Annotated in this window: 20 protein-coding genes and 1 tRNA gene; 18 read left to right on the top strand and 3 right to left on the bottom strand. The window is 71.0% G+C overall.

Annotated features, from left to right (window positions below; genetic code table 11):
- Positions 1–26: 26 nt before the first annotated feature.
- Positions 27–98, bottom strand: a tRNA-Arg gene (locus DEI99_RS09990).
- A gap of 269 nt (positions 99–367) precedes the next feature.
- Positions 368–937: a hypothetical protein gene (locus DEI99_RS09985; RefSeq protein ID WP_111042069.1), complete on the bottom strand. Its 570-nt coding sequence runs from the start codon at positions 935–937 to the stop codon at positions 368–370.
- Positions 938–996: 59 nt separating this feature from the next.
- Here DEI99_RS09985 and argS point away from each other — a divergent pair, with 59 nt between their 5' ends.
- From argS to prmC, 9 genes are all read left to right on the top strand, one after another.
- Positions 997–2667, top strand: coding sequence for an arginine--tRNA ligase (argS, locus tag DEI99_RS09980; RefSeq protein WP_111042068.1), 1671 nt, complete (start codon positions 997–999; stop codon positions 2665–2667).
- 132 nt (positions 2668–2799) lie between these two features.
- Positions 2800–3555 (top strand): DUF2993 domain-containing protein, encoded by a 756-nt coding sequence (locus tag DEI99_RS09975; RefSeq protein ID WP_111042067.1) that lies wholly within the window; start codon positions 2800–2802, stop codon positions 3553–3555.
- A gap of 58 nt (positions 3556–3613) precedes the next feature.
- Positions 3614–5104: a diaminopimelate decarboxylase family protein gene (locus DEI99_RS09970; protein ID WP_111042066.1), complete on the top strand. Its 1491-nt coding sequence runs from the start codon at positions 3614–3616 to the stop codon at positions 5102–5104.
- 43 nt (positions 5105–5147) lie between these two features.
- On the top strand, positions 5148–6455 hold the full coding sequence (locus DEI99_RS09965; protein ID WP_071255944.1) for a homoserine dehydrogenase: 1308 nt from the start codon (positions 5148–5150) through the stop codon (positions 6453–6455).
- A 69-nt stretch (positions 6456–6524) separates the two neighbouring features.
- Positions 6525–7604 (top strand): threonine synthase, encoded by a 1080-nt coding sequence (gene thrC, locus DEI99_RS09960; protein ID WP_071255939.1) that lies wholly within the window; start codon positions 6525–6527, stop codon positions 7602–7604.
- Between the two features lie 83 nt (positions 7605–7687).
- Positions 7688–8626, top strand: coding sequence for a homoserine kinase (gene thrB / locus DEI99_RS09955; RefSeq protein ID WP_111042078.1), 939 nt, complete (start codon positions 7688–7690; stop codon positions 8624–8626).
- A gap of 182 nt (positions 8627–8808) precedes the next feature.
- Positions 8809–11040: a transcription termination factor Rho gene (rho, locus tag DEI99_RS09950; protein WP_111042065.1), complete on the top strand. Its 2232-nt coding sequence runs from the start codon at positions 8809–8811 to the stop codon at positions 11038–11040.
- 3 nt (positions 11041–11043) lie between these two features.
- Positions 11044–12126 carry a peptide chain release factor 1 gene (prfA, locus tag DEI99_RS09945; protein ID WP_071255935.1) on the top strand — a complete coding sequence of 361 codons (1083 nt, stop codon included), beginning with the start codon at positions 11044–11046 and terminating at the stop codon, positions 12124–12126.
- Positions 12127–12158: 32 nt separating this feature from the next.
- The gene (prmC, locus tag DEI99_RS09940; RefSeq protein WP_111042077.1) at positions 12159–13034 is read left to right on the top strand and encodes a peptide chain release factor N(5)-glutamine methyltransferase; all 876 of its coding nucleotides are present in this window, start codon (positions 12159–12161) and stop codon (positions 13032–13034) included.
- Positions 13035–13624: 590 nt separating this feature from the next.
- Here the strand turns inward: prmC and DEI99_RS09935 are convergent.
- A complete protein-coding gene (locus DEI99_RS09935) occupies positions 13625–14275 on the bottom strand; it encodes an HAD family hydrolase (RefSeq protein ID WP_181434473.1) in 651 nt (216 codons plus the stop codon).
- 37 nt (positions 14276–14312) lie between these two features.
- On the opposite strand from DEI99_RS09935, the gene DEI99_RS09930 reads away from it, so the two are divergent.
- The 9 genes from DEI99_RS09930 to DEI99_RS09890 all read left to right on the top strand — a co-directional run bounded on the left by DEI99_RS09930 (position 14313) and on the right by DEI99_RS09890 (position 21999).
- Entirely contained in the window at positions 14313–14987 is a 675-nt protein-coding gene (locus tag DEI99_RS09930) for an L-threonylcarbamoyladenylate synthase (protein WP_071255930.1), read from the top strand.
- A complete protein-coding gene (locus tag DEI99_RS09925; protein WP_071255927.1) occupies positions 14984–16210 on the top strand; it encodes an MraY family glycosyltransferase in 1227 nt (408 codons plus the stop codon). The genes DEI99_RS09930 and DEI99_RS09925 overlap by 4 nt, the downstream gene beginning before the upstream one ends.
- Positions 16207–16728 carry a Cg1360 family ATP-synthase-associated protein gene (locus tag DEI99_RS09920; RefSeq protein WP_181434472.1) on the top strand — a complete coding sequence of 174 codons (522 nt, stop codon included), beginning with the start codon at positions 16207–16209 and terminating at the stop codon, positions 16726–16728. The genes DEI99_RS09925 and DEI99_RS09920 overlap by 4 nt, the downstream gene beginning before the upstream one ends.
- Before the next feature lie 106 nt (positions 16729–16834).
- Complete coding sequence (gene atpB, locus DEI99_RS09915) at positions 16835–17695, top strand: F0F1 ATP synthase subunit A (protein WP_258369446.1); 861 nt, start codon at positions 16835–16837, stop codon at positions 17693–17695.
- Between the two features lie 61 nt (positions 17696–17756).
- Positions 17757–17999 carry an ATP synthase F0 subunit C gene (gene atpE, locus DEI99_RS09910; RefSeq protein ID WP_017885749.1) on the top strand — a complete coding sequence of 81 codons (243 nt, stop codon included), beginning with the start codon at positions 17757–17759 and terminating at the stop codon, positions 17997–17999.
- 9 nt (positions 18000–18008) lie between these two features.
- Positions 18009–18563 (top strand): F0F1 ATP synthase subunit B, encoded by a 555-nt coding sequence (locus DEI99_RS09905; protein WP_111042063.1) that lies wholly within the window; start codon positions 18009–18011, stop codon positions 18561–18563.
- Positions 18564–18565: 2 nt separating this feature from the next.
- Positions 18566–19360: a F0F1 ATP synthase subunit delta gene (locus DEI99_RS09900; RefSeq protein WP_071297156.1), complete on the top strand. Its 795-nt coding sequence runs from the start codon at positions 18566–18568 to the stop codon at positions 19358–19360.
- 107 nt (positions 19361–19467) lie between these two features.
- A complete protein-coding gene (atpA, locus tag DEI99_RS09895) occupies positions 19468–21096 on the top strand; it encodes a F0F1 ATP synthase subunit alpha (protein ID WP_071255919.1) in 1629 nt (542 codons plus the stop codon).
- A complete protein-coding gene (locus DEI99_RS09890; RefSeq protein ID WP_111042062.1) occupies positions 21097–21999 on the top strand; it encodes a F0F1 ATP synthase subunit gamma in 903 nt (300 codons plus the stop codon).
- Positions 22000–22016 lie beyond the last annotated feature (17 nt).

The following is a 22016-nucleotide window of genomic DNA, read 5'->3' as shown; positions in this document are numbered from 1 at the left end:
GCGCAGCCGCGAGAGGATGAGAAGTGTGCCCCCAGGAGGATTCGAACCTCCGCCCCTGCCTCCGGAGGGCAGTGCTCTATCCCCTGAGCTATGGGGGCCGAGGGGTGTCACCAACCGTAGCAGGTCCCGGGAGCGCTTCCGGACAGCGCGTGTCGCGCGCGGCGCAGGACGGGGCTGACGACGGACGGGAGGCCCGTGGCGGCCTGGCACCGCGCCTCCCGTCCGTCACCTCCCGCTTCGCCCTGCCCGCCGCGCCCTGCCCGCTGCGCCCTGCTCGCGGCGTCCTGCCTGCTGCGCCTTGCCCGCTGGGCGAGCCCGTCGCTCGCCGCTCGCTGCCGTCAGCGTCCGCAGCGGCGGACGCCGTCCGTCAGCCCGCCGGTGTGGCGGAGGCGGTTGCCTGCAGGGCGGAGCGAGCGGCGTCGATGACGGGCTGGGCGCCCCCGGGCTCGGTGAAGAGCGTCGACTGCGCGGTGATCCAGTACGGGTCGGCGAACGCGTCGGCCCGACCGACCCCGTCGGCGAACGAGAAGTAGCCCTCGACCCGGTAGGTCGGCACGGAACCGCCGCGCTCGAACAGGGCGTCCTTCAGGTTCGTGAGCGACTTCTCAGGCAGGTCGGCGACGGCCAGTGTGATCGTCGTGGCGTCGTCGCCGGCGCTGCGGAACCGGCAGACGCGGCCGCGCTGGGCGGCGATCGTCGCGGCCGGGGTCCGCGCGGCCGGCCGGTACGAGTCGTCGAGCGCGAAGGTCTCGCCGTAGACGGACAGGGCGGCGCTCGGCAGCAGCGCGGCGCAGGACTGCGACACCGGCGTCCCGACCGGGGTCGCGCTGGCCGACGGAGCGCGGTCCCCGCCGCCCGAGCAGCCAGTCAGCACGAGCGCGGCGACGGAGGCGGCGACGGCGAGGGTGATCGCCCGGGCACGGCTGCGGGTCGTCATCCCGACATGATGGTGCATCGTCCGGCGTGCACCTGGGTGTCCCGGTAGACTCGTCCGCCGTGACTCCTGCCGAACTCTCCGCCGCGTACCTGTCGATCCTGACCGGGATCGTCGAGCGACGAGGCGCGTCCGAGACCGTGACGATCGGGGAGTCCCACGTGGCGCTCGAGCGGCCGAAGAACCGCGCGCACGGCGACTGGGCGTCGAACGCCGCCATGCAGCTCGCGAAGCGGCTCGGCACGAACCCCCGCGACCTCGCGACCGAGATCGCGGGCGAGCTGACGGAGCTCGACGGCGTGGCATCGGTGGACATCGCCGGCCCGGGCTTCATCAACATCACGCTCGACGCCGCGGCTGCGGGGGAGATCGCCCGCACGATCGTCGACGGCGGCGAGTCCTTCGGGCACGGCGACCTGTACGACGGCGTCCGCATCGACCTGGAGTTCGTGTCCGCGAACCCGACCGGCCCCATCCACATGGGCGGCGTGCGCTGGGCGGCCGTCGGCGACTCGCTGGCCCGCGTGTTCCAGGCGCAGGGCGGCCTGGTCACCCGGGAGTACTACTTCAACGACCACGGCGCGCAGATCGACCGCTTCGCCCGGTCGCTCGTCGCGAGCGCGCTCGGCGAGCCGACCCCGGAGGACGGCTACGGCGGCTCCTACATCGCCGAGATCGCCGCCCGTGTCATCGCGACGCTGCCCGCTGGCACCGACGTCAGCGACATGCCGCGCGACGAGGCGCAGGAGCTCTTCCGCCGCGAGGGCGTCGACTTCATGTTCGCCGACATCAAGTCCTCGCTGCACGACTTCGGCGTGGACTTCGACGTCTACTTCCACGAGAACGCCCTGCACGAGTCGAAGGCGGTCGACCGCGCGATCGAGCGGCTGCGGTCGCTCGGCATGATGTACGAGGCCGAGGGGGCGCTCTGGCTCCGCACGACCGACTTCGGCGACGACCGCGACCGCGTCGTCATCAAGTCCGACGGCGAGCCCGCCTACATCGCCGGCGACCTGGCGTACTACCTCGACAAGCGCGAGCGCGGGTTCGAGCGCAACCTCATCATGCTCGGCGCCGACCACCACGGCTACGTCGGCCGCATGATGGCGATGTGCGCCGCGTTCGGTGACGAACCGGGCAAGAACCTCGAGATCCTCATCGGGCAGATGGTCAACCTGCTCAAGGACGGGCAGCCGTTCCGGATGTCGAAGCGCAACGGCACGATCGTGTCGATGGAGGACCTCGTCGACGCCGTCGGCGTGGACGCCGGCCGCTACGCCCTCGTGCGGTTCGCGAGCGACACCTCGATCGACATCGACCTCGACCTGCTCACCAAGCGCACGAACGACAACCCCGTCTTCTACGTCCAGTACGCCCACGCCCGCACGCAGTCGGTCGCGCGCAACGCCGCTGCCGCCGGGGTCGACCGCTCCGCCTTCGACGCCTCGCTGCTGACGCACGAGTCCGAGGGGGCGCTGCTCGGGGCCCTCGCCGAGTACCCGCGCGTCGTGCGCCAGGCCGCCGAGCTGCGCGAGCCGCACCGCATCGCCCGGTACATCGAGCAGCTCGCCGGGCTCTACCACCGCTGGTACGACTCCTGCCGCGTGACGCCCCTCGGCGACGAGCCGGTGACCGACCTGCACCGCACCCGCCTCTGGGTGAACGACGCCACCGGCCAGGTCGTGCGCAACGGCCTCGGGCTGCTCGGCGTGAGCGCCCCCTCGCGCATGTAGTACTTCGCGCAGAGCCAGGTTCCGGACACAGCACCGCAGCTTCCCGCGGTGCTGTGTCCGTCCCGCGGTGTGCACGACCGCCACCCCGCACCTCCCGGCGCGCTGCCGGGAGCGCCTGGCAGGGTGGGACGCATGTCCGCCGCCACCGAGACCCCCCGGAAGCGCCGTCGCTGGCCCGTCGTCCTCGTCGTGGTGCTCGTCGTGCTCGCCGGACTCGTCGTCGTCGCCGAGTTCGTGCTCCGCGGCGTCGTCGACCGCATCATCGCCGAGCAGGTCGAGCAGGCGCTGCCCGACGGCACGACCGGCCAGGTGGACGCGCACGCCGACGGCATCGTCATCCCGCAGCTCCTCCGCGGCACGCTCGACCGGGTGGCGATCTCGTCGTCGAAGCTCACCGTCGACGGCGTCCCGCTCGCCGCCGAGGTCACCGCCGAGGACGTCCCGGTCGACGGGAAGGGCGACGTGCACGACGTCGACGGACACGTCACGCTCGCGGCGTCGAGCATCAAGGACCTGGCGAAGTACAGCCCGCTGTTCGACCGGATGACCCTGGTGGACGGCGGCGTCGAGCTCTCCGGCTCGACGGCCGTGCTCGGCTACGACATCACCTACGCGGCCCGCGGCCAGGTCGTCGCGCAGGACGACGGCAAGGGCGTGACGATCACGCCGAAGACGGTGCGCATCACGAACTCGGCCCTCGGCCTGCAGCTCGAGAAGATCCCCGGCGTCACGAACGTGCCCGTGCAGGTGTGCACGGCGACGTTCCTGCCGGAGGCGCTCCGCGTCCGCTCCTTCGACGTCTCGCAGCGGCAGGCCACGGTGCGCATCACCGCCGACGCCCTGCCCCTCACCGAGCAGGGACTCCGCACCGTCGGCAGCTGCGGCTGACGACGCGGTTCCGTCACACGACGAGGAGGCGCGGTTCGGCTCGCTAGGATCGGGTCCCGTGAGCGAGAACCCCCTTGCCCCGCAGCGACTGCGGTTCCCGACGGACGCCTCCGAACTGGTGGACCGCATCTGGCCAGCGTCCGCGACGCGGACGGACGACGGCACGCTGGTCGTGGGCGGTGTCACCGCGACGGACCTCGTCGCGCAGTTCGGTACGCCGCTCTACGTGGTCGACGAGCGCGACGTGCAGTCCCGCGCCGTGCGGGTCCGCGACGCCTTCGCCGAGGCGTTCGGCCGGATCGGCACGCGGGCGCACGTCTACTACGCCGGCAAGGCGTTCCTGACGACGCAGGTCGTGGCGTGGATGGCCGAGGCGGGCCTGCGCGTCGACGTCTGCACCGGTGGCGAGCTCGCGGTCGCCCTGGCCGGCGGCATCGACCCGGCGAGGCTCGGGTTCCACGGCAACGACAAGTCGGACGCCGAGATCGCCCGTGCGGTCGAGGTCGGTGTCGGCACCATCGTGCTCGACAGCCACGAGGAAGTGCAGCGCGTCGCCCGCGCCGCCGCCGACGCCGGGGTCGTGCAGCGCGTCCGCATCCGGATCAACAGCGGGGTGCACGCCTCGACCCACGACTACCTGGCCACGGCGCGCGAGGACCAGAAGTTCGGCATCCCGCTGACCGAGGCCGTCACCGCTGCCGAGGCCGTCCGTGCCGAGCCCTCGCTCGCGTTCGTCGGCCTGCACTCGCACATCGGGTCGCAGATCTTCGACGAGTCGGGCTTCCGCGAGGCCGCTCGGCGCCTCGTGGACGTGCACGCCACCCTGGTCGCGTCCGGCCCGGTGCCGGAGCTCAACCTCGGCGGTGGCTGGGGCATCGACTACACCGAGGCCGACGCGGCCTTCGCGCCGGAGGACGTCGCCGAGGCACTCGCCACGATCGTCGCCGAGGCGTGCGCCGAGCGCGACGTCCCGGTGCCGGAGATCGCGGTCGAACCCGGCCGCTACATCGTCGGCCCGGCCGGCATCACGCTGTACTCCGTCGGCACGATCAAGCCCGTGACGCTGGAGCTCGAGCCGCCCGTGTCCGACGGGACCGAGCAGGTGCTCGCGACCGAGGACCACGCCCTCGCCGCCGACGCGCCGACCGCCCACGCCGCGACCCGCACCTACGTGTCCGTCGACGGCGGGATGAGCGACAACGCCCGCCCCGCCCTGTACGGCGCCGACTACACGGCCCGGCTGGCCCGGACGTCCGAGGCGCCGGCGGTGCTCACCCGGGTCGTCGGCAAGCACTGCGAGAGCGGTGACGTCGTGGTGCAGGACGAGTACCTGCCCGGCGACGTGCAGCGCGGCGACCTGCTCGCCGTCGCCGCCACCGGTGCGTACTGCTGGGCGCTCTCGAGCAACTACAACCACGTCGGACGCCCGCCGGTCGTCGCGGTCGCCGACGGCACAGCCCGTATCCTCGTGCGGGGCGAGTCGATCGACGACCTCCTCGCCCGTGACACCGGGGTCGTGCCCGTGCCCCTCGACGGCAGCGGCCACTGACCCCCGACCCGACGGGCCGCGGCCCGATGACAGGAACCACCAGATGATCGAATACCGCAACGTCCGCGTCGCGCTGCTCGGGGCCGGCTCGGTCGGATCCCAGGTCGCGCGGCTCCTCCTCGAGCACGGCGACGAGCTCGCCTCACGCGCGGGTGCCGGGCTCGAGCTCGTCGGGATCGCCGTGCGGGACGTCGACGCCGCGCGCGACGTCGACCTGCCGAAGGACCTCTTCACCACCGACGCCGAGTCGCTCATCCTCGGCGCCGACATCGTGGTGGAGCTCATCGGCGGCATCGAGCCGGCGCGCACGCTCGTCCTGCAGGCGCTGCAGTCCGGGGCCGACGTCGTCACCGGCAACAAGGCGCTCCTCGCGACCCACGGTCCGGAGTTGTTCGCCGCGGCCGAGCAGGTCGGCGCGCAGCTGTACTACGAGGCGGCCGTCGCCGGGGCGATCCCGATCATCCGTCCGCTGCACGACTCGCTCGCGGGCGACCGCATCGAGCGGATCATGGGCATCGTCAACGGCACCACGAACTTCATCCTCGACCTGATGGACCGCGAGGGCGCCACGTTCGAGGACGCCCTGGCCACCGCGACCGAGCTCGGGTACGCCGAGGCCGACCCGACGGCCGACGTCGAGGGCTACGACGCCGCGCAGAAGGCCGCGATCCTGGCGTCGCTGGCGTTCCACACCTCGGTGCCGCTCGCCGCCGTGCACCGCGAGGGCATCACCCACGTGACCATCGACCAGGTCCGCGCCGCCCGCAAGGCCGGCTACGTCGTGAAGATCCTCGCGACCGCGGAGCGCCTGACCGACGCGGACGGCCGCGAGGGCGTCAGCGCCCGCGTCTACCCCGCGCTCGTCCCCGAGTCGCACCCGCTCGCGAGCGTGCACGGCGCGAAGAACGCCGTCTTCGTCGAGGCCGAGGCCGCCGGCGACCTCATGTTCTACGGCGCCGGTGCCGGCGGCGTCGAGACGGCCTCGGCCGTGCTCGGCGACCTCGTTTCCGCCGCCCGTCGGCACGTCATCGGCGGCCCCGGCGTCGCCGAGTCGACGCAGTCTGCGCTGCCGGTCTTCCCGATCGGCACGGTGCGCACCCGCTACCAGATCGCCCTGCAGGTCGCCGACGCCCCCGGCGTGCTGTCGACCGTCGCCGGGGTGCTCGCGAAGCACGGCGTGAGCGTCGAGACCGTCGAGCAGACCACCGAGGGTGCCGCGGAGCAGACCGCCGCGCTCGTCATCGGGACCCACCTGGCACGCGAGTCGGACCTGGCGGACACCGTCGCGGCCCTCCGCGGCGAGGACGTCGTCCTGGACGTGACCAGTGTCCTGCGCTTCGTCGGCGCCTGACGCACCACGGGCCTCCCGACCGACCCGCACCACCACCAGACCGACCCACCGGACAGAGAGAGAAGCCTGATGGCCCACCAGTGGCAGGGTGTCCTGCGCGAGTACGCCGACCGACTCGACGTGACGGCGGCGACGCCGATCGTCACGCTCGGCGAGGGCGGCACGCCCCTCATCCCGGCCCGTCGACTGTCCGAGCGCACCGGCGCCCAGGTCTACGTCAAGTTCGAGGGCATGAACCCGACCGGGTCCTTCAAGGACCGCGGCATGACGATGGCGATCTCGAAGGCCGTCGAGCACGGCGCGAAGGCCGTCATCTGTGCCTCGACGGGCAACACGAGCGCCTCGGCCGCCGCGTACGCGACCCACGCCGGCATCACCGCAGCGGTGCTCGTACCGGAGGGCAAGATCGCCATGGGCAAGCTCAGCCAGGCCGTCGCCCACGATGCTCAGCTGCTGCAGGTGCAGGGCAACTTCGACGACTGCCTCGACATCGCCCGCGACCTGGCGGCCAACTACCCGGTGCACCTCGTCAACTCGGTCAACAACGACCGCATCGAGGGGCAGAAGACCGCCGCGTTCGAGGTCGTCGACGTGCTCGGCGACGCGCCGGACTTCCACTTCCTGCCCGTCGGCAACGCGGGCAACTACACCGCGTACTCGCGCGGCTACCGCGAGGACGTCGCTGCCGGCCGCAGCACGAAGCTGCCCCGCATGTTCGGGTTCCAGGCCGCCGGCTCCGCCCCGATCGTCCGCGGCGAGGTCGTCAAGAACCCGGACACCATCGCGTCGGCGATCCGCATCGGCAACCCGGCGTCGTGGAAGTACGCGCTCGAGGCCCGCGACGAGACCGACGGCTACTTCGGTGCGATCTCCGACGAGGCGATCCTCGCGGCGCACCACATCCTGTCCGCCGAGGTCGGCGTCTTCGTCGAGCCGGCCTCGGCCATCGGTGTCGCCGGGCTGCTCGAGCGCGCCGACGCGGGCGCGGTGCCGAAGGGCGCCACGGTCGTCATCACGGTGACCGGCCACGGTCTGAAGGACCCGCAGTGGGCACTCCGCACGCAGGACGGCGGCGAGGTCACCCCGACGAGCGTGCCGGTCGACACGAAGTCGATCGCCGACGTGCTCGGACTGGTCAGCGAGCAGTGAGCGCCGACCGCTCGTCCGGACCGGGGGAGGGCGTCGCCGCCCACAGTGCTGCACCGGCCGGACGGGTGGTCAGTGCCGGTCGCGTGCCCGCCGGGCGCGCGGTCCGCGTGCGCGTGCCGGCGACCTCGGCGAACCTCGGCCCGGGGTTCGACTCGCTCGGGCTCGCGTTGTCGCTGTACGACGAGGTCACGGTCCGCGTGCGGCGCGAGCCCGGATCGACCGTCACGGTCGAGGGGGTCGGCGCCGGCGAGGTCCCGACGGACGACACGAACCTCGTCGTCCGCGCCGTGCGCCGCGGCCTCGAGCACGCGGGCGTGCCGCAGCCCGGCCTCGCGCTGCACGGGACGAACGCGATCCCGCACGGCCGCGGCCTCGGGTCGTCGGCCGCGGCGATCGTCGCCGGGCTGATGGCGGCCCGCGGACTCCTCGAGGGCGTCGTCGACCTCGACGCGTCGACGCTGCTCGCCCTCGCCACCGAGATGGAGGGGCACCCCGACAACGTCGCGCCCGCGCTCTTCGGCGGGCTCACGATCGCGTGGATGACCGCCGACGGGCCGGCGTACAAGCGGCTCCTCGTGCACCGCGGTGTCGCGCCGGTGGTGTTCGTGCCGACGTCGACCCTGTCGACGAAGCTCGCACGGTCCCTGCAGCCGGAGCACGTCCCGCACGCCGACGCCGCGTTCAACGTCTCGCGCTCGGCGCTGCTCGTCGCGGCGCTCATCCAGAGCCCGGAGCTGCTGCTCGCCGCCACCGAGGACCGACTGCACCAGTCGTACCGGGCGAGCGCGATGCCGGAGACCGACGTGCTCATCGGGTTGCTGCGGCAGCACGGTCTCGCCGCCGTGGTCTCCGGTGCCGGCCCGAGCCTGCTCGTGCTCGGCAGCGACCCGGCGCAGCGCCTGACGGCCGCCGACCTGGTCGACCGACACGCGCAGAGCGACTGGCGGGCGCTCATGCTGGCCGTCGATCTGGGTGGTGCTACAGTGGGGGCGCACTCGGCGCTCGAAGCCGAACCCGCGTAACCGCACGGATCGCCCGTCCCCCTGGACAGCTCCTGCGACGTCGCAGGGTCCGGTGCGCGGGGGCACATCTCTTTCTGATCACCGAATCCCGGTCCGTCGTCTGAACGGCGGTCGACGCACACCCGTGCGTCCGGGACGGTGGAAACTCTCCGCGTTCTGCGGTTCGAAAGGAAACACCGACCGTGACCGACAACAACTCCGCCCAGGTGGAGATCCCCGCCGACCTGCGCGCCCTCCGGCTCCCGGAGCTCCAGCGCATCGCCTCCTCGCTCGGCATCACCGGGCTCTCGAAGCTCCGCAAGGGCGACCTCATCGCCTCGATCGAGGACAAGCGCCCCGTCGCCGACGAGACCCCGGCCGCCCCGGCGACCACGCAGCCGACGCTGCCCGAGCCGACCGCCGACGCGACCCCCGCCGCGTCGACCCCGGCCACCGACGCGCCCGTCGCCGACACCACCGACGCTCCCGCCGCCGACGCCCCGGCCGCGCCGTCACGTGCCCGTCGCTCGCGCCGTGCCTCGTCGGGCGGCACCGTGAACGCCGCGCCGACCTCGGCCGCCGAGCACACGAACCACGCGCACACCGGCACCGAGGACCTGCTCGCGGGCCTCGACCAGGTGCGCGCCGAGAAGGACGCACAGGAAGCAGCGCAGGCCGGTGGCCAGCGCCGCGGGCGCGGGCAGCGCGGTGCCGACCAGCAGGGCCAGGCAGCAGCCCAGCCGGAGCAGCAGGGCCAGCAGTCGCCGACGTCGGCGGACCAGGCGGAGCAGTCCGGCGCCGAGACCGGCGACCAGCAGGACCAGAACGGCGAGCAGCAGGACCAGAACGGCGAGCAGGGCGAGGGCGGCCAGCGCCGCGGTCGTCGCAGCCGCGGACGCGGTCGCGGCCGTGGGCAGAACGCCGAGAACGGCGAGCAGCAGAACGCCGACCAGGGCGCCGGCCAGCAGAACGGCGCGCAGCAGAACGGCGGCCAGCAGAACGGTGGCCAGCAGAAGCAGGACGACCGCGCGGAGCAGCAGAAGCAGGGCAACGCCCAGCAGAAGCAGGGTGACGCGAAGCAGGGCGACGCCAAGCAGGACGACCGTGCCGAGCAGCAGAAGCAGGGCAACGCCCAGCAGAAGCAGGCCCAGCAGAAGCAGGCCCAGCAGAACGCCGACGAGACCGAGGGCGGCCGCAGCCGTCGCCAGCGTGACCGCAAGCGCGGCCGTGGCGGCCAGAACGACGACTTCGAGCCCGAGGTCACCGAGGACGACGTCCTGATCCCGATCGCGGGCATCCTCGACGTCCTCGACAACTACGCCTTCGTGCGCACCACCGGCTACCTGCCCGGCCCGAGCGACGTCTACGTCTCCCTCGGCCAGGTGAAGAAGTACCACCTGCGCAAGGGCGACGCGGTCGTCGGCTCGATCAAGCAGCCGCGCGACGGCGAGCAGCAGAGCCGCCAGAAGTACAACGCGCTCGTCACCGTCGACTCGATCAACGGTCAGACCACCGACGAGGCGGCGGCCCGGGTCGACTTCTCCGACCTCACCCCGCTGTACCCGAACGAGCGCCTGCGCCTCGAGACCGAGCCCGGCAAGCTGTCGACCCGCATCATCGACCTCGTGTCGCCGATCGGCAAGGGCCAGCGCGGTCTCATCGTGTCCCCGCCGAAGGCCGGCAAGACCGTCGTGCTGCAGGCCATCGCGAACGCCGTCGCCAAGAACAACCCCGAGGCGCACCTCATGGTCGTCCTCGTCGACGAGCGGCCCGAAGAGGTCACCGACATGCAGCGCACGGTGAAGGGCGAGGTCATCGCCTCGACCTTCGACCGTCCCGCCGAGGACCACACCACCGTCGCCGAGCTCGCCATCGAGCGTGCGAAGCGCCTGGTGGAGCTGGGCCACGACGTCGTGCTGCTGCTCGACTCGATCACCCGCCTGGGCCGTGCGTACAACCTGTCGACCCCGCCGTCGGGCCGCGTGCTCTCCGGTGGCGTCGACTCGGCGGCGCTGTACCCGCCGAAGCGCTTCTTCGGCGCCGCGCGCAACATCGAGGACGGCGGCTCGCTGACCATCCTCGCGACCGCGCTCGTCGAGACCGGCTCCAAGATGGACGAGGTCATCTTCGAGGAGTTCAAGGGCACCGGCAACATGGAGCTCCGCCTGAACCGGCACCTCGCCGACAAGCGGATCTTCCCCGCCGTCGACGTGAACGCCTCGGGCACCCGTCGCGAGGAGCAGCTGCTCTCCGCCGACGAGGTCACGATCACGTGGCGTCTGCGCCGCGCCCTCGCCGGGCTCGACCCGCAGCAGGCCCTCGAGATCGTGCTGCGGAACCTCAAGGAGACGCAGTCGAACGTCGAGTTCCTGGTGCAGGTGCAGAAGTCGGTCCCCACGACCGGCGGCGCCCACCACAACGGTCACCAGGAGTAACGCGTGTTCGAGTCGGTGGCAGGGCTGCTGGCGGAACACGAGGACCTGACACAGCAGCTGTCGGACCCCGCGCTCCACGCCGATGCGGCCCGGGCGAAGAAGGTGAACCGGCGGTACGCCGAGCTCAACCAGATCAAGTCCGCGTACGAGGCCTGGCAGGCGGCGGGGGACGACCTCGCCGCCGCCCAGGAGCTCGCCCGTGAGGACGAGGCGTTCGCCGACGAGGTCCCCGGCCTCGAGGAGCAGCTGTCGGAGCGCCAGGAGCGTCTCCGCCGGCTGCTCATCCCGCGGGACCCCGACGACGGCCGCGACGTCATCATGGAGATCAAGGGCGGCGAGGGCGGCGAGGAGTCGGCGCTCTTCGCGGCCGACCTGCTGCGCATGTACTCGCACTACGCAGAGACGAAGGGCTGGAAGGTCGAGCTCCTCGAGCGCACCGAGTCCGACCTCGGCGGCTACAAGGACGTCCAGGTCGCGATCAAGTCGAACGCGACCGACCCGTCCCAGGGCGTCTGGGCGCACCTGAAGTACGAAGGCGGCGTGCACCGCGTGCAACGCGTGCCGCAGACCGAGTCGCAGGGGCGCATCCACACCTCGACCACCGGCGTGCTGGTGTTCCCCGAGGTGGACGAGCCCGAAGAGGTCCAGATCAACCAGAACGACCTGAAGATCGACGTCTACCGGTCCTCCGGCCCGGGCGGCCAGTCCGTCAACACGACGGACTCCGCGGTCCGCATCACCCACCTGCCCACGGGCATCACGGTGGCGATGCAGAACGAGAAGTCGCAGCTGCAGAACCGCGAGGCCGGCATGCGCGTGCTCCGCGCACGCATCCTCGCGCGCCAGCAGGAGGAGCTCGACGCGATCGCCTCGGACGCGCGCAAGTCGCAGATCCGCGGGATGGACCGTTCGGAGCGCATCCGCACGTACAACTTCCCGGAGAACCGGATCGCGGACCACCGCACCGGCTACAAGGCGTACGACCTGGACCGCGTGATGAACGGTGCGCTCGAGCCCGTCGTCCAGTCCGCCATCCAGGCGGACGAAGAGGCACGTCTGGCCGCCATCGGCGACCAGGACGCGTGAGCGACGCCCCGTCGGACGGCCAGGAGGCCCGGATCACCTCCGACACGGCCGTCACGTTCGCCGCGGATCGCCTCCTGCGGGAGGCGTCCGCGGCGCTCGGCGCTGCGGGAGTCCCGACGCCGCAGGTCGACGCCGAGCTCCTGCTCGCCTGGGCGACCGACACCTCGCGCGGCGCCGTGCAGGCCCGCGCGCTGATCGGCGGGACGATCGAGCCGTCGCACGTGGCGCGCTTCCGGCACGCCGTCGCCCGGCGCACCACGCGCGAGCCCCTGCAACACATCACGGGCGAGGCGTACTTCCGCGCACTGACCCTGGCGGTGGGACCCGGTGTGTTCGTCCCGCGGCCCGAGACCGAGGGCGTCGTGCAGTTCGGCATCGACGCGCTGCGGGCCACCGCGGTGCCCGCGCCGGTGGCCGTCGACCTGGGCTCCGGCAGCGGTGCGATCGCGATCGGGATGGACACCGAGGTGCCGAACGCCGTGGTCTACGCCGTCGAACGCTCACCCGAGGCCCTGCCCTGGACCCGCCGCAACGTCGACGCCCACGGCGGCACCGTCCGGCTCGTCGAGGGCGACCTCGCCGACGCGCTGCCCGAACTCGACGGCACCGTCTCCGTCGTCGTCTCGAACCCCCCGTACGTCCCCGACGACGCGATCCCGATCGACCCCGAGGTGCGTGACCACGACCCGGCGATGGCGCTCTACGGCGGGCCGGACGGTCTCGACGCCGTCCGGGCACTCGCCGAGACGGCCTGGCGGTTGCTGGTGCCCGGGGGAGTCCTGGTCATCGAGCACGCCGAACCGCAGGGCGCCGGCGTCCGCGAGGTCCTGGCGCGCCGCGGCTTCCGCACCCCCGAGACGCACGTCGACCTGACCGGCCGCGACCGCACCACCACCGCGACGCGCTAGGCGGGTTGGGCGCGGCGGGTGCTCGCGTGCTCGGGCTCGGGTGCTCGGGCTCGGGTGCTCGGGTGCTGTTCCGCGCGTGGTGGGGTCTTTCGCGCGTAGGGAGCCGTTCTTTCCTGCTGTCTACGCGCGGTTCTGCTTCCCATGCCGGGCGCGATGGGACGGAACGTGCGGGGCGGGCCTCCTGGCCGGGGCGAGGCGAGGCGAGGCGAGGTGTTCCGCGCAAGGGGTGCTGTTCCGCGCGTGGGAAGCCGTTTCTTCCTGCCTCCTCCGCGCGATCCTGCTTCCCATGCCGAGCGCGATGGGACGGAACGAGCGAGGCGGGGGCGGGGCGGGCCTCCTGGCCGGGGCCAGCCGGGCTGTTCTGCGCGTGGTGGGGTCTTTCGCGCGTAGGGAGCCGTTCTTTCCTGCTGTCTACGCGCGATTCTGCTTGCCATGCCGAGCGCGATGGGACGGAACGAGCGAGGCGGGGCGGGGCGGGCCTCCTGGCCGGGGCAGGAGAGCTGTGCCGTGCGTGGGGAGCCCCGTCGTTCCTGCTGACTACGCGCGGTTCTGCTCCCCGTGCCGTGCGTGACGGGACGGAACGCCCGCGGTCAGGCGACGGGGGAGGCCTCGCGCTGGGCGGCGACGAAGGCGCGCACGTGGTCGCGCAGGTCGGTGTCGTGTTCGACCAGGACCGCGTGGATGCCGACGCTGCGGGCCCCCGCGACGTTCTCCGGCATGTCGTCGGCGAAGAAGGTGCGCTCGGCGGGGACGTCGTGGTGTTCGAGCGCGCGGAGGAAGACCTCGGGCTCGGGCTTGCGGGCGCCGAAGTTGCTCGAGGTGTCGAGGTGCTCGCCGAAGAGCTGCGGCAGCGACGGGGCCCACTCGTGGATCCAACGGCCGGCGAGGGGGCCGTTGTTGGTGAGGAGGCCGACGCGCCCGTGCTCGCTCGCGATGCGGACCGCCTCGATGCGCTCGGGCAGCTCGGTCATCGCGGCCCCGCGGATCCGGGCCCACTCGGCTTCGGGGACGTCGCACTCCATGGCCTCGGCGAACGCGGCGAGGTAGGCGTCGGCGTCGAGGAAGCCACCGGCCTCGGCCCGCTGCTCGTTGCCGGAGTCCCACCAGCGGCGACGGAGTTCCTGGAACTCGTGCCCGGTGAAGTCGGAGAGGGCGGCCATCCGGACCCGCCAGTCGTACCGGACGAGCACGTCGTCCATGTCGAAGAGGAACAGGAGCGGGGGCGCGGAGGTCTCGTTCACGATGTCCTCCATTGTGTCGCACTATCATCGTCGAGTCATGGCATCCCGATACGACTGCACCGACTCCGACGGGCTCCTGACCGGGATGCGGCTCGCACGAGCCGCGCTCGGACGCGGAGAGCTCGTCGTCGTCCCCACCGACACCGTCTACGGCGTGGCCGCGGACGCCTTCAGCGCGACGGCGGTCCAGCGGCTGCTCGACGCGAAGGGCCGGACGCGGCAGTCGCCGCCGCCGGTGCTGATCCCGGGGCCGCCGACACTCGACGCGCTGGCCGTCGACGTGCCGCAGGCGGTGCGCGACCTCGTCGCCGAGTTCTGGCCGGGCGGGCTGACGGTGATCCTCCGGGCGCAGCCCTCGCTCGACTGGGACCTCGGCGAGACGCGGGGCACGGTCGCCCTGCGGATGCCGGACTCCCGGATCGCGCTCGAGCTGCTGCAGGAGGTCGGGCCGTTGGCGGTGTCCTCCGCGAACTCGACGGGCGACCCGGCGGCGATGGACGCGGACGACGCCGAACGCATGCTCGGTGACAGCGTGGCCGTCTACCTGGACGGCGGACCGATCGAGCTGCACGACGGCTTCGAGGCGTCCACGGGCTCGACGATCGTCGACGCCACCGGGCTCTCCGACGGCGGCACGTTGCGCATCGTCCGTCACGGCGTGATCCCCGACGAGGAGATCATCCGGGTCGTCGGAGCCGACCTCGTCACATGAAGTACTACCTGCTGGCGGGGGCGATCGCCGCGGTCGTGAGCTTCTGCGTCAGCTGGCTCGTCTGGAAGCTCGGGCTCCGGTACGGGTGGTACCCGAAGGTCCGCGAGCGGGACGTGCACCGGACGCCCACGCCACGGCTCGGCGGGATCGCCATGTACCTCGGCGTCATCGCCTCGCTGCTGGCCGCCTGGTTCCTGTTCCCCTCCATCGCGGGGACCGACTACTTCCGGCTGGTGTTCTCGGAACCCGGCCGGGTGCTGGCGGTGCTCGGCGGAGCGACGATCATCGTCGTGCTCGGTGTCGCCGACGACATCTGGGACCTCGACTGGATGACGAAGCTCGCGGGGCAGATCATCGCCGCCGGCATCCTCGCGTGGCAGGGCGTGGCCATCGTGTCGCTGCCCATCGGGAACACGCTCGGCGTCGGATCGTCGTACATGAGCCTGATCTTCACCGTGCTGGCGGTGGTGCTCGTGATGAACGCGGTGAACTTCATCGACGGGCTCGACGGTCTCGTGGCGGGCGTCGCGATCATCGCCGGTGGCGTGTTCTTCCTGTACACGTTCTTCATCAACCGCGTGGTCGTCGAGACCGAGTTCTTCTTCAACCTGCCGTCGCTGCTCACCGCGGTGCTCGTCGGCTCGTGCTTCGGCTTCCTCATCCTCAACTGGCACCCCGCGAAGCTCTTCATGGGCGACGCCGGCGCCCTGCTCGTCGGGTTCCTCATGGCCACGAGCGCGGTGTCCGTGACCGGGAACATCGATCCAGCAGCGGTGCAGACACGCCAGGCGCTGCTGCCGGCCTTCATCCCGATCCTGCTGCCGTTCGCGATCCTCATCGTGCCGATCCTGGACTTCGGGCTCGCGGTGACCCGACGGCTCAGCGCCGGCAAGTCGCCGTTCTCGGCTGACCGGAAGCACCTGCACCACCGCCTGCTCGACATGGGGCACTCGCACTTCCACGCGGTGCTGATCTTCTACGCGTGGACGGCCACCGTGGCCTTCGGCTGCCTGCTGTTCCTGTTCCTCGACTGGTACTGGGTCGTCACCTTCGTCGCCGTCGGCTTCACGGTGTGCGCCGTGGCCACCTTCGCGCCGCTCGGCCGGAAGCGCACCGAGATCGCCGCCCAGACCGCCAACCGTTCCGCCGCCGTGGTGGACCCCGCCCTCGACCCGCTCGACCGGGCAGCCAACGACCGCACGATCCCTGGAGACATCACGTGACCGCACCGAACGCGCTCGACCACGTCCGGCCGGTGTTCCGCCGCATCATCCTGTGGGGCGCCGTCCTCGCCGTCGCCCTGGCGGTGGTGGGGGGAGTCGTCGGCCTGCTCGTGGCCGACACGCCCGGCCTGCTCGGTGGCCTGCTCGGCGCCGTGCTGAGCGTGGTGTTCCTCGGGCTCACCGCGGTCAGTGTCCTGGTGGCGCTGCGGGTCTCGAAGGGGCAGATGATCTCGGGCGCCTTCTTCGGCATCGTGATGGGCACCTGGTTGCTCAAGTTCGTGGTGTTCATCGTGGTGCTCGTGCTGCTGCGCAACCAGGACTGGGTGGACTTCCCGGTGCTCGCATTCGTGATCATCGCGGGCGTCGTCGGCTCCCTCGTCATCGACGTGGTCGCCGTGGCCAAGGCACGCATCCCCGTCGGGGTGTCGCTGCCGGGCGACAGCGGGTACCCCTCGGACGGCGCGCGACAGGTGTCGGGCGGCTCCACGGAGCCTGGGAAGTCCGGTCCGAGCGACTGAGAAGCCGGGAAGCCTCTCGCACCTGATAGGCTTCTCGGAGTCCGCAACCGGAGCCTGCGCTCGGAGCGGACGAGCCTCCACAACGTCCACCATCGCGTGCCATGATGTGCGCGCGCCGACACAGGAGACAGCGCTGCTATCCCACGCTCTTCCCCTGTCCCTCTCCGCTGCGGTTGACACCGTCGCGGCGGGGAGCAGCAAGGCCGCCGAGTTCCATGGTCCGTCGATCAACGAGTTCTTCCCGGATGCGATCTTCTTCGCCGGGACGCCGTTCGAGATCGATCGGCTCGTCCTCATCCGCTTCTTCGCCGTCGCCGTGCTCCTGGTGTTCGCGTTCGTCGGCACCCGTGCACTGAAGCTCGTGCCGGGTCGCGGTCAGGCGTTCATCGAGTACGCGTTCGACGTCGTCCGCCGCAACACCTTCGACAACCTCGGAGAGAAGGACGGCAAGCGCTTCCTGCCGCTCCTCGCGACGATCTTCTTCGGCGTGCTGTTCATGAACCTGACCGGTCTGGTGCCGTTCATGAACCTGGCCGGCACGAGCCGCATCGCGATGCCGATGATCCTCGCGATCGTCGCGTACCTCGCGTTCATCTACGCCGGCCTCCGCAAGCACCCGGGCACGTTCCTCCGGAACTCGCTCTTCCCGCCCGGGGTGCCGTGGTTCCTCTACATCATCGTGACGCCGATCGAGCTGGTCTCGACCTTCGTGCTCCGTCCGGTGACGCTGACGCTGCGACTCCTCATGAACATGGTCGTCGGCCACCTGCTGCTCGTCCTGTTCTTCTCGGCCACACAGTTCTTCTTCTTCGACGCTTCCCTGGGCTTCAAGGCCTTCGGCGTCGGCACCATCGCGTTCGGCATCGCGTTCAGCTTCTTCGAGGTCCTCGTCGCGCTGCTCCAGGCCTACGTCTTCATGCTCCTCACCGCCGTCTACATCCAGCTGGCGCTGGCCGACGAGCACTGATTCCTCACTGACCCCCTACGGGGCCGACGACCGTCGGGCCCGCACCTCGAAAGGAAAACACGTGGACGCAACGACCGTTCTCGCGGAGATCAACGGCAACATCGCGACGGTTGGCTACGGCCTCGCAGCGATCGGCCCGGCCATCGGCGTCGGCATCGTCGTCGGCAAGACGATCGAGTCCGTCGCTCGCCAGCCCGAGCTCCAGGGCCGCCTGACGACCCTCATGTACATCGGTATCGCCTTCACCGAGGCCCTGGCCTTCATCGGTATCGCCACGTACTTCATCTTCACCGGCACCAACTAAGGCCCCTCGATGCACAACGCACTCATCATCGCGGCGGAGGAGACGCACAACCCGCTGATCCCGCCGTTGTACGACGTCGTTTGGTCGGCGCTCGCCTTCGTCATCATCTTCCTGGTGATGTGGCGTGTCGTCACGCCGCGCATCACGAAGATGCTCGATGAGCGCACCGAGGCCATCGAAGGTGGCATCAAGAAGGCGGAAGCTGCGCAGCAGCAGGCCGCTGCGGCGCTCGACGAGTACAACAAGCAGCTCGCCGACGCCCGTGCCGAGGCATCCCGCATCCGCGAGCAGGCCCGCGCCGACGCCACGGCGATCGGCAACGAGGTCCGCGAGCAGGCGTCCGCCGATGCAGCACGCATCACGGCGAACGCCCAGGCGCAGATCGAGGCCGAGCGGCAGAGCGCCGTCCAGGCACTGCGTGCCGAGGTCGGCACCCTCGCGCTGGACCTCGCGTCCGGTGTGATCGGTGAGTCCCTCAAGGACGACGCCAAGTCGACCGCCGTCGTCGATCGCTTCCTCGCCGACCTCGAGGCCTCGCAGGGCACGAAGACGGGGGAGCACTGAGCATGCGCAGCGCTACCAGAGAAGCACTCGCGTCCACCAGGGCGGTGCTGACGGACCTCGGTCCGAGTGCCGACCTGGCCGCGGGTGCCGAGATCCTCGCCTCCGGGCGAGCGATCGCCGGTGCGCCGCAGCTGCTCGGGCTGCTGTCCGACCCGACGGCCGACCCGGCCGGCAAGAAGGTCCTCATCGACCGCGTCTTCGCCGGACAGTCGGACGCGACGCGCGCGGTGCTGACCGCGGTGGCCGGCTCGCGCTGGTCCTCGCAGCAGGACCTCCTCGCGGGCATCGAGGACGCGGGCATCCGCGCCGTCGCCGCCACCGCGGGTGCCGAGTCGCCCATCGAGTCAGAGCTGTTCGCCTTCGAGACCGCCGTCCGCTCGGACGCCGGCCTCGAGCTCGCGCTCGGCACGAAGCTCGGCAGCCCGGACCAGAAGGGTGCGCTCGTCGAGCGTCTCCTCGGGTCCAAGGCCTCGCCGCAGACCGTGACGATCGTCTCCGCGCTCGTGCAGCAGCCCCGTGGCCGCCGCATCGGCGAACTGGTCCGCGATGCCTCGCGCATCGTGGCCGAGCAGAACGGCAAGCTCGTCGCCACCGTGGTCACCGCCACGGAATTGACGACCGCCCAGTCGGCCCGCGTCGCGCGCGGTCTGGCCGAGCGCTACGGCAAGGACATCAGCATCAACCAGGTCGTCGACCCCTCGGTCGTCGGCGGGGTTCGGGTGCAGATCGGCGGGGACGTCATCGACGGCACCGTGTCCACGCGGCTCTCGGAGCTCCGGCTCCAGCTCGCCGGCTAGGCGTACGGTCGAAGCCGCTCCTCCCAAGTCCACAACGGGAACTGCCGAGTCCGGCAGCGTCACCCTCTCGGAGCCGAAGGGCCCCGGAAAACCACAAGGAAAATCCCATGGCAGACATCACCATCAGCCCCGATGAGATCCGTGATGCCCTGAAGGACTTCGTCTCGAACTACGAGCCGACGAAGGCCTCCACGGCCGAGGTCGGGCACGTCACCGACGCCGGTGACGGCATCGCGCACGTCGAGGGCCTCCCCGGCGTCATGGCCAACGAGCTCATCCGCTTCCAGGACGGCACGCTCGGCCTCGCGCAGAACCTCGACGAAGACGAGATCGGCGCCATCGTGCTCGGCGAGTTCGCCGGCATCGAGGAGGGCATGGAGGTCACCCGCACCGGCGAGGTCCTCTCCGCCCCCGTCGGCGACGGCTTCCTCGGCCGTGTCGTCGACCCGCTCGGCGCCCCGATCGACGGTCTCGGCGAGATCGCAGCCGAGGGCCGCCGTGCCCTCGAGCTCCAGGCCCCGGGCGTCATGTCCCGCAAGTCGGTCCACGAGCCGCTGCAGACCGGCATCAAGGCCATCGACGCGATGATCCCCGTCGGTCGCGGTCAGCGTCAGCTGATCATCGGCGACCGCCAGACCGGCAAGACGGCCATCGCGATCGACACGATCATCAACCAGAAGGCCAACTGGGAGTCCGGCGACGAGAACAAGCAGGTCCGCTGCATCTACGTCGCCATCGGTCAGAAGGGCTCCACGATCGCCTCCGTCAAGGGCGCGCTCGAGGACGCCGGTGCGATGGAGTACACGACGATCGTCGCCGCTCCCGCGTCGGACCCGGCCGGCTTCAAGTACCTCGCCCCCTACACCGGCTCGGCCATCGGCCAGCACTGGATGTACCAGGGCAAGCACGTCCTCATCATCTTCGATGACCTGTCCAAGCAGGCCGAGGCCTACCGTGCGGTGTCGCTCCTCCTGCGTCGTCCGCCGGGCCGCGAGGCCTACCCGGGTGACGTCTTCTACCTGCACTCCCGTCTGCTGGAGCGTTGCGCGAAGCTGTCCGACGAGCTCGGCGCCGGTTCGATGACGGGTCTCCCGATCATCGAGACCAAGGCGAACGACGTCTCGGCGTACATCCCGACCAACGTCATCTCCATCACCGACGGCCAGATCTTCCTGCAGTCGGACCTCTTCAACGCGAACCAGCGTCCGGCCGTCGACGTGGGCATCTCGGTGTCGCGCGTCGGTGGTGACGCCCAGGTGAAGTCGATCAAGAAGGTCTCCGGCACGCTGAAGCTCGAGCTCGCGCAGTACCGCTCGCTCGAGGCGTTCGCGATGTTCGCGTCCGACCTCGACCAGGCGTCGCGTCGCCAGCTGGACCGCGGTGCCCGCCTCACCGAGCTCCTCAAGCAGCCGCAGTACTCGCCGTACCCGGTCGAGGAGCAGGTCGTCTCGATCTGGGCCGGCACGAACGGCAAGCTCGACACCGTCCCGGTGCCGGACGTGCTCCGCTTCGAGTCCGAGCTGCTCGACCACCTGCGTCGCAACTCCGAGGTCCTCACGACCCTGCGCGAGACGAACCAGCTCAGCGACGAGACCGTCGCCGAGATGGAGAAGCAGATCGACGAGTTCTCGAAGAGCTTCCAGACGAGCGACGGCAAGACCCTCGGCTCCGAGCAGTTCGACGCGGCTGACGCCGAGGACGTCGACCAGGAGCAGATCGTCAAGGGTCGTCGCTAGATGGCAGCGCAGGTCCGGGTCTACCGACAGCGAATCAAGTCCGCGAAGACCACGAAGAAGGTCACTCGCGCGATGGAACTGATCTCGGCGTCGCGGATCCAGAAGGCGCAGGCCCGCATGGCTGCGTCCGGCCCGTACTCGCGAGCCGTGACGCGTGCGGTGTCGGCCGTGGCGACGTTCTCGAACGTCGACCACGTGCTGACCACCGAGCCGGAGTCCTCGACCCGCGCGGCCGTGGTGCTCTTCACCTCGGACCGCGGTCTGAACGGTGCGTTCAGCACGAACGTCCTCAAGCAGGGCGAGGAGCTCGCCTCCCTGCTCCGCAGCGAGGGCAAGGACGTCGTCTACTACCTGGTCGGCCGCAAGGCCGTCGGGTACTTCGCGTTCCGTGAGCGCGCGTCGGAGCAGCAGTGGGTCGGCAACACCGACCAGCCGGAGTTCTCGACGGCCAAGGAGATCGGCGACGCCGTCGTGGCGAAGTTCCTGCAGGACACGGCCGAGGGCGGCGTGGACGAGATCCACATCGTCTTCAACCGCTTCCTGAGCCTGGCGACCCAGGAGCCGCAGGTCGTGCGCCTGCTCCCGCTCGAGGTCGTCGACGGCGTCGAGGAGCCCGCGGGCGACGAGCCGCTGCCGCTCTACGAGTTCGAGCCGGACGCCGACGCGGTGCTCGACTCGCTGCTCCCGGTCTACATCGAGAGCCGCATCTTCAACGCCATGCTGCAGTCGGCTGCTTCCGAGCACGCCGCCCGTCAGAAGGCGATGAAGGCGGCCAGCGACAACGCCGACTCGCTGATCCGTGACTTCACCCGACTCGCGAACAACGCGCGTCAGGCGGAGATCACCCAGCAGATCTCCGAGATCGTCGGCGGCGCCGACGCCCTCTCGTCGAAGAAGAAGTAGTCCGCGTCGTTCGCGGA

The organism is Curtobacterium sp. MCLR17_036, from assembly GCF_003234445.2.
Classification (GTDB): Bacteria; Actinomycetota; Actinomycetes; order Actinomycetales; family Microbacteriaceae; genus Curtobacterium.
This window is presented reverse-complemented; position numbering and strand designations above follow the sequence as displayed.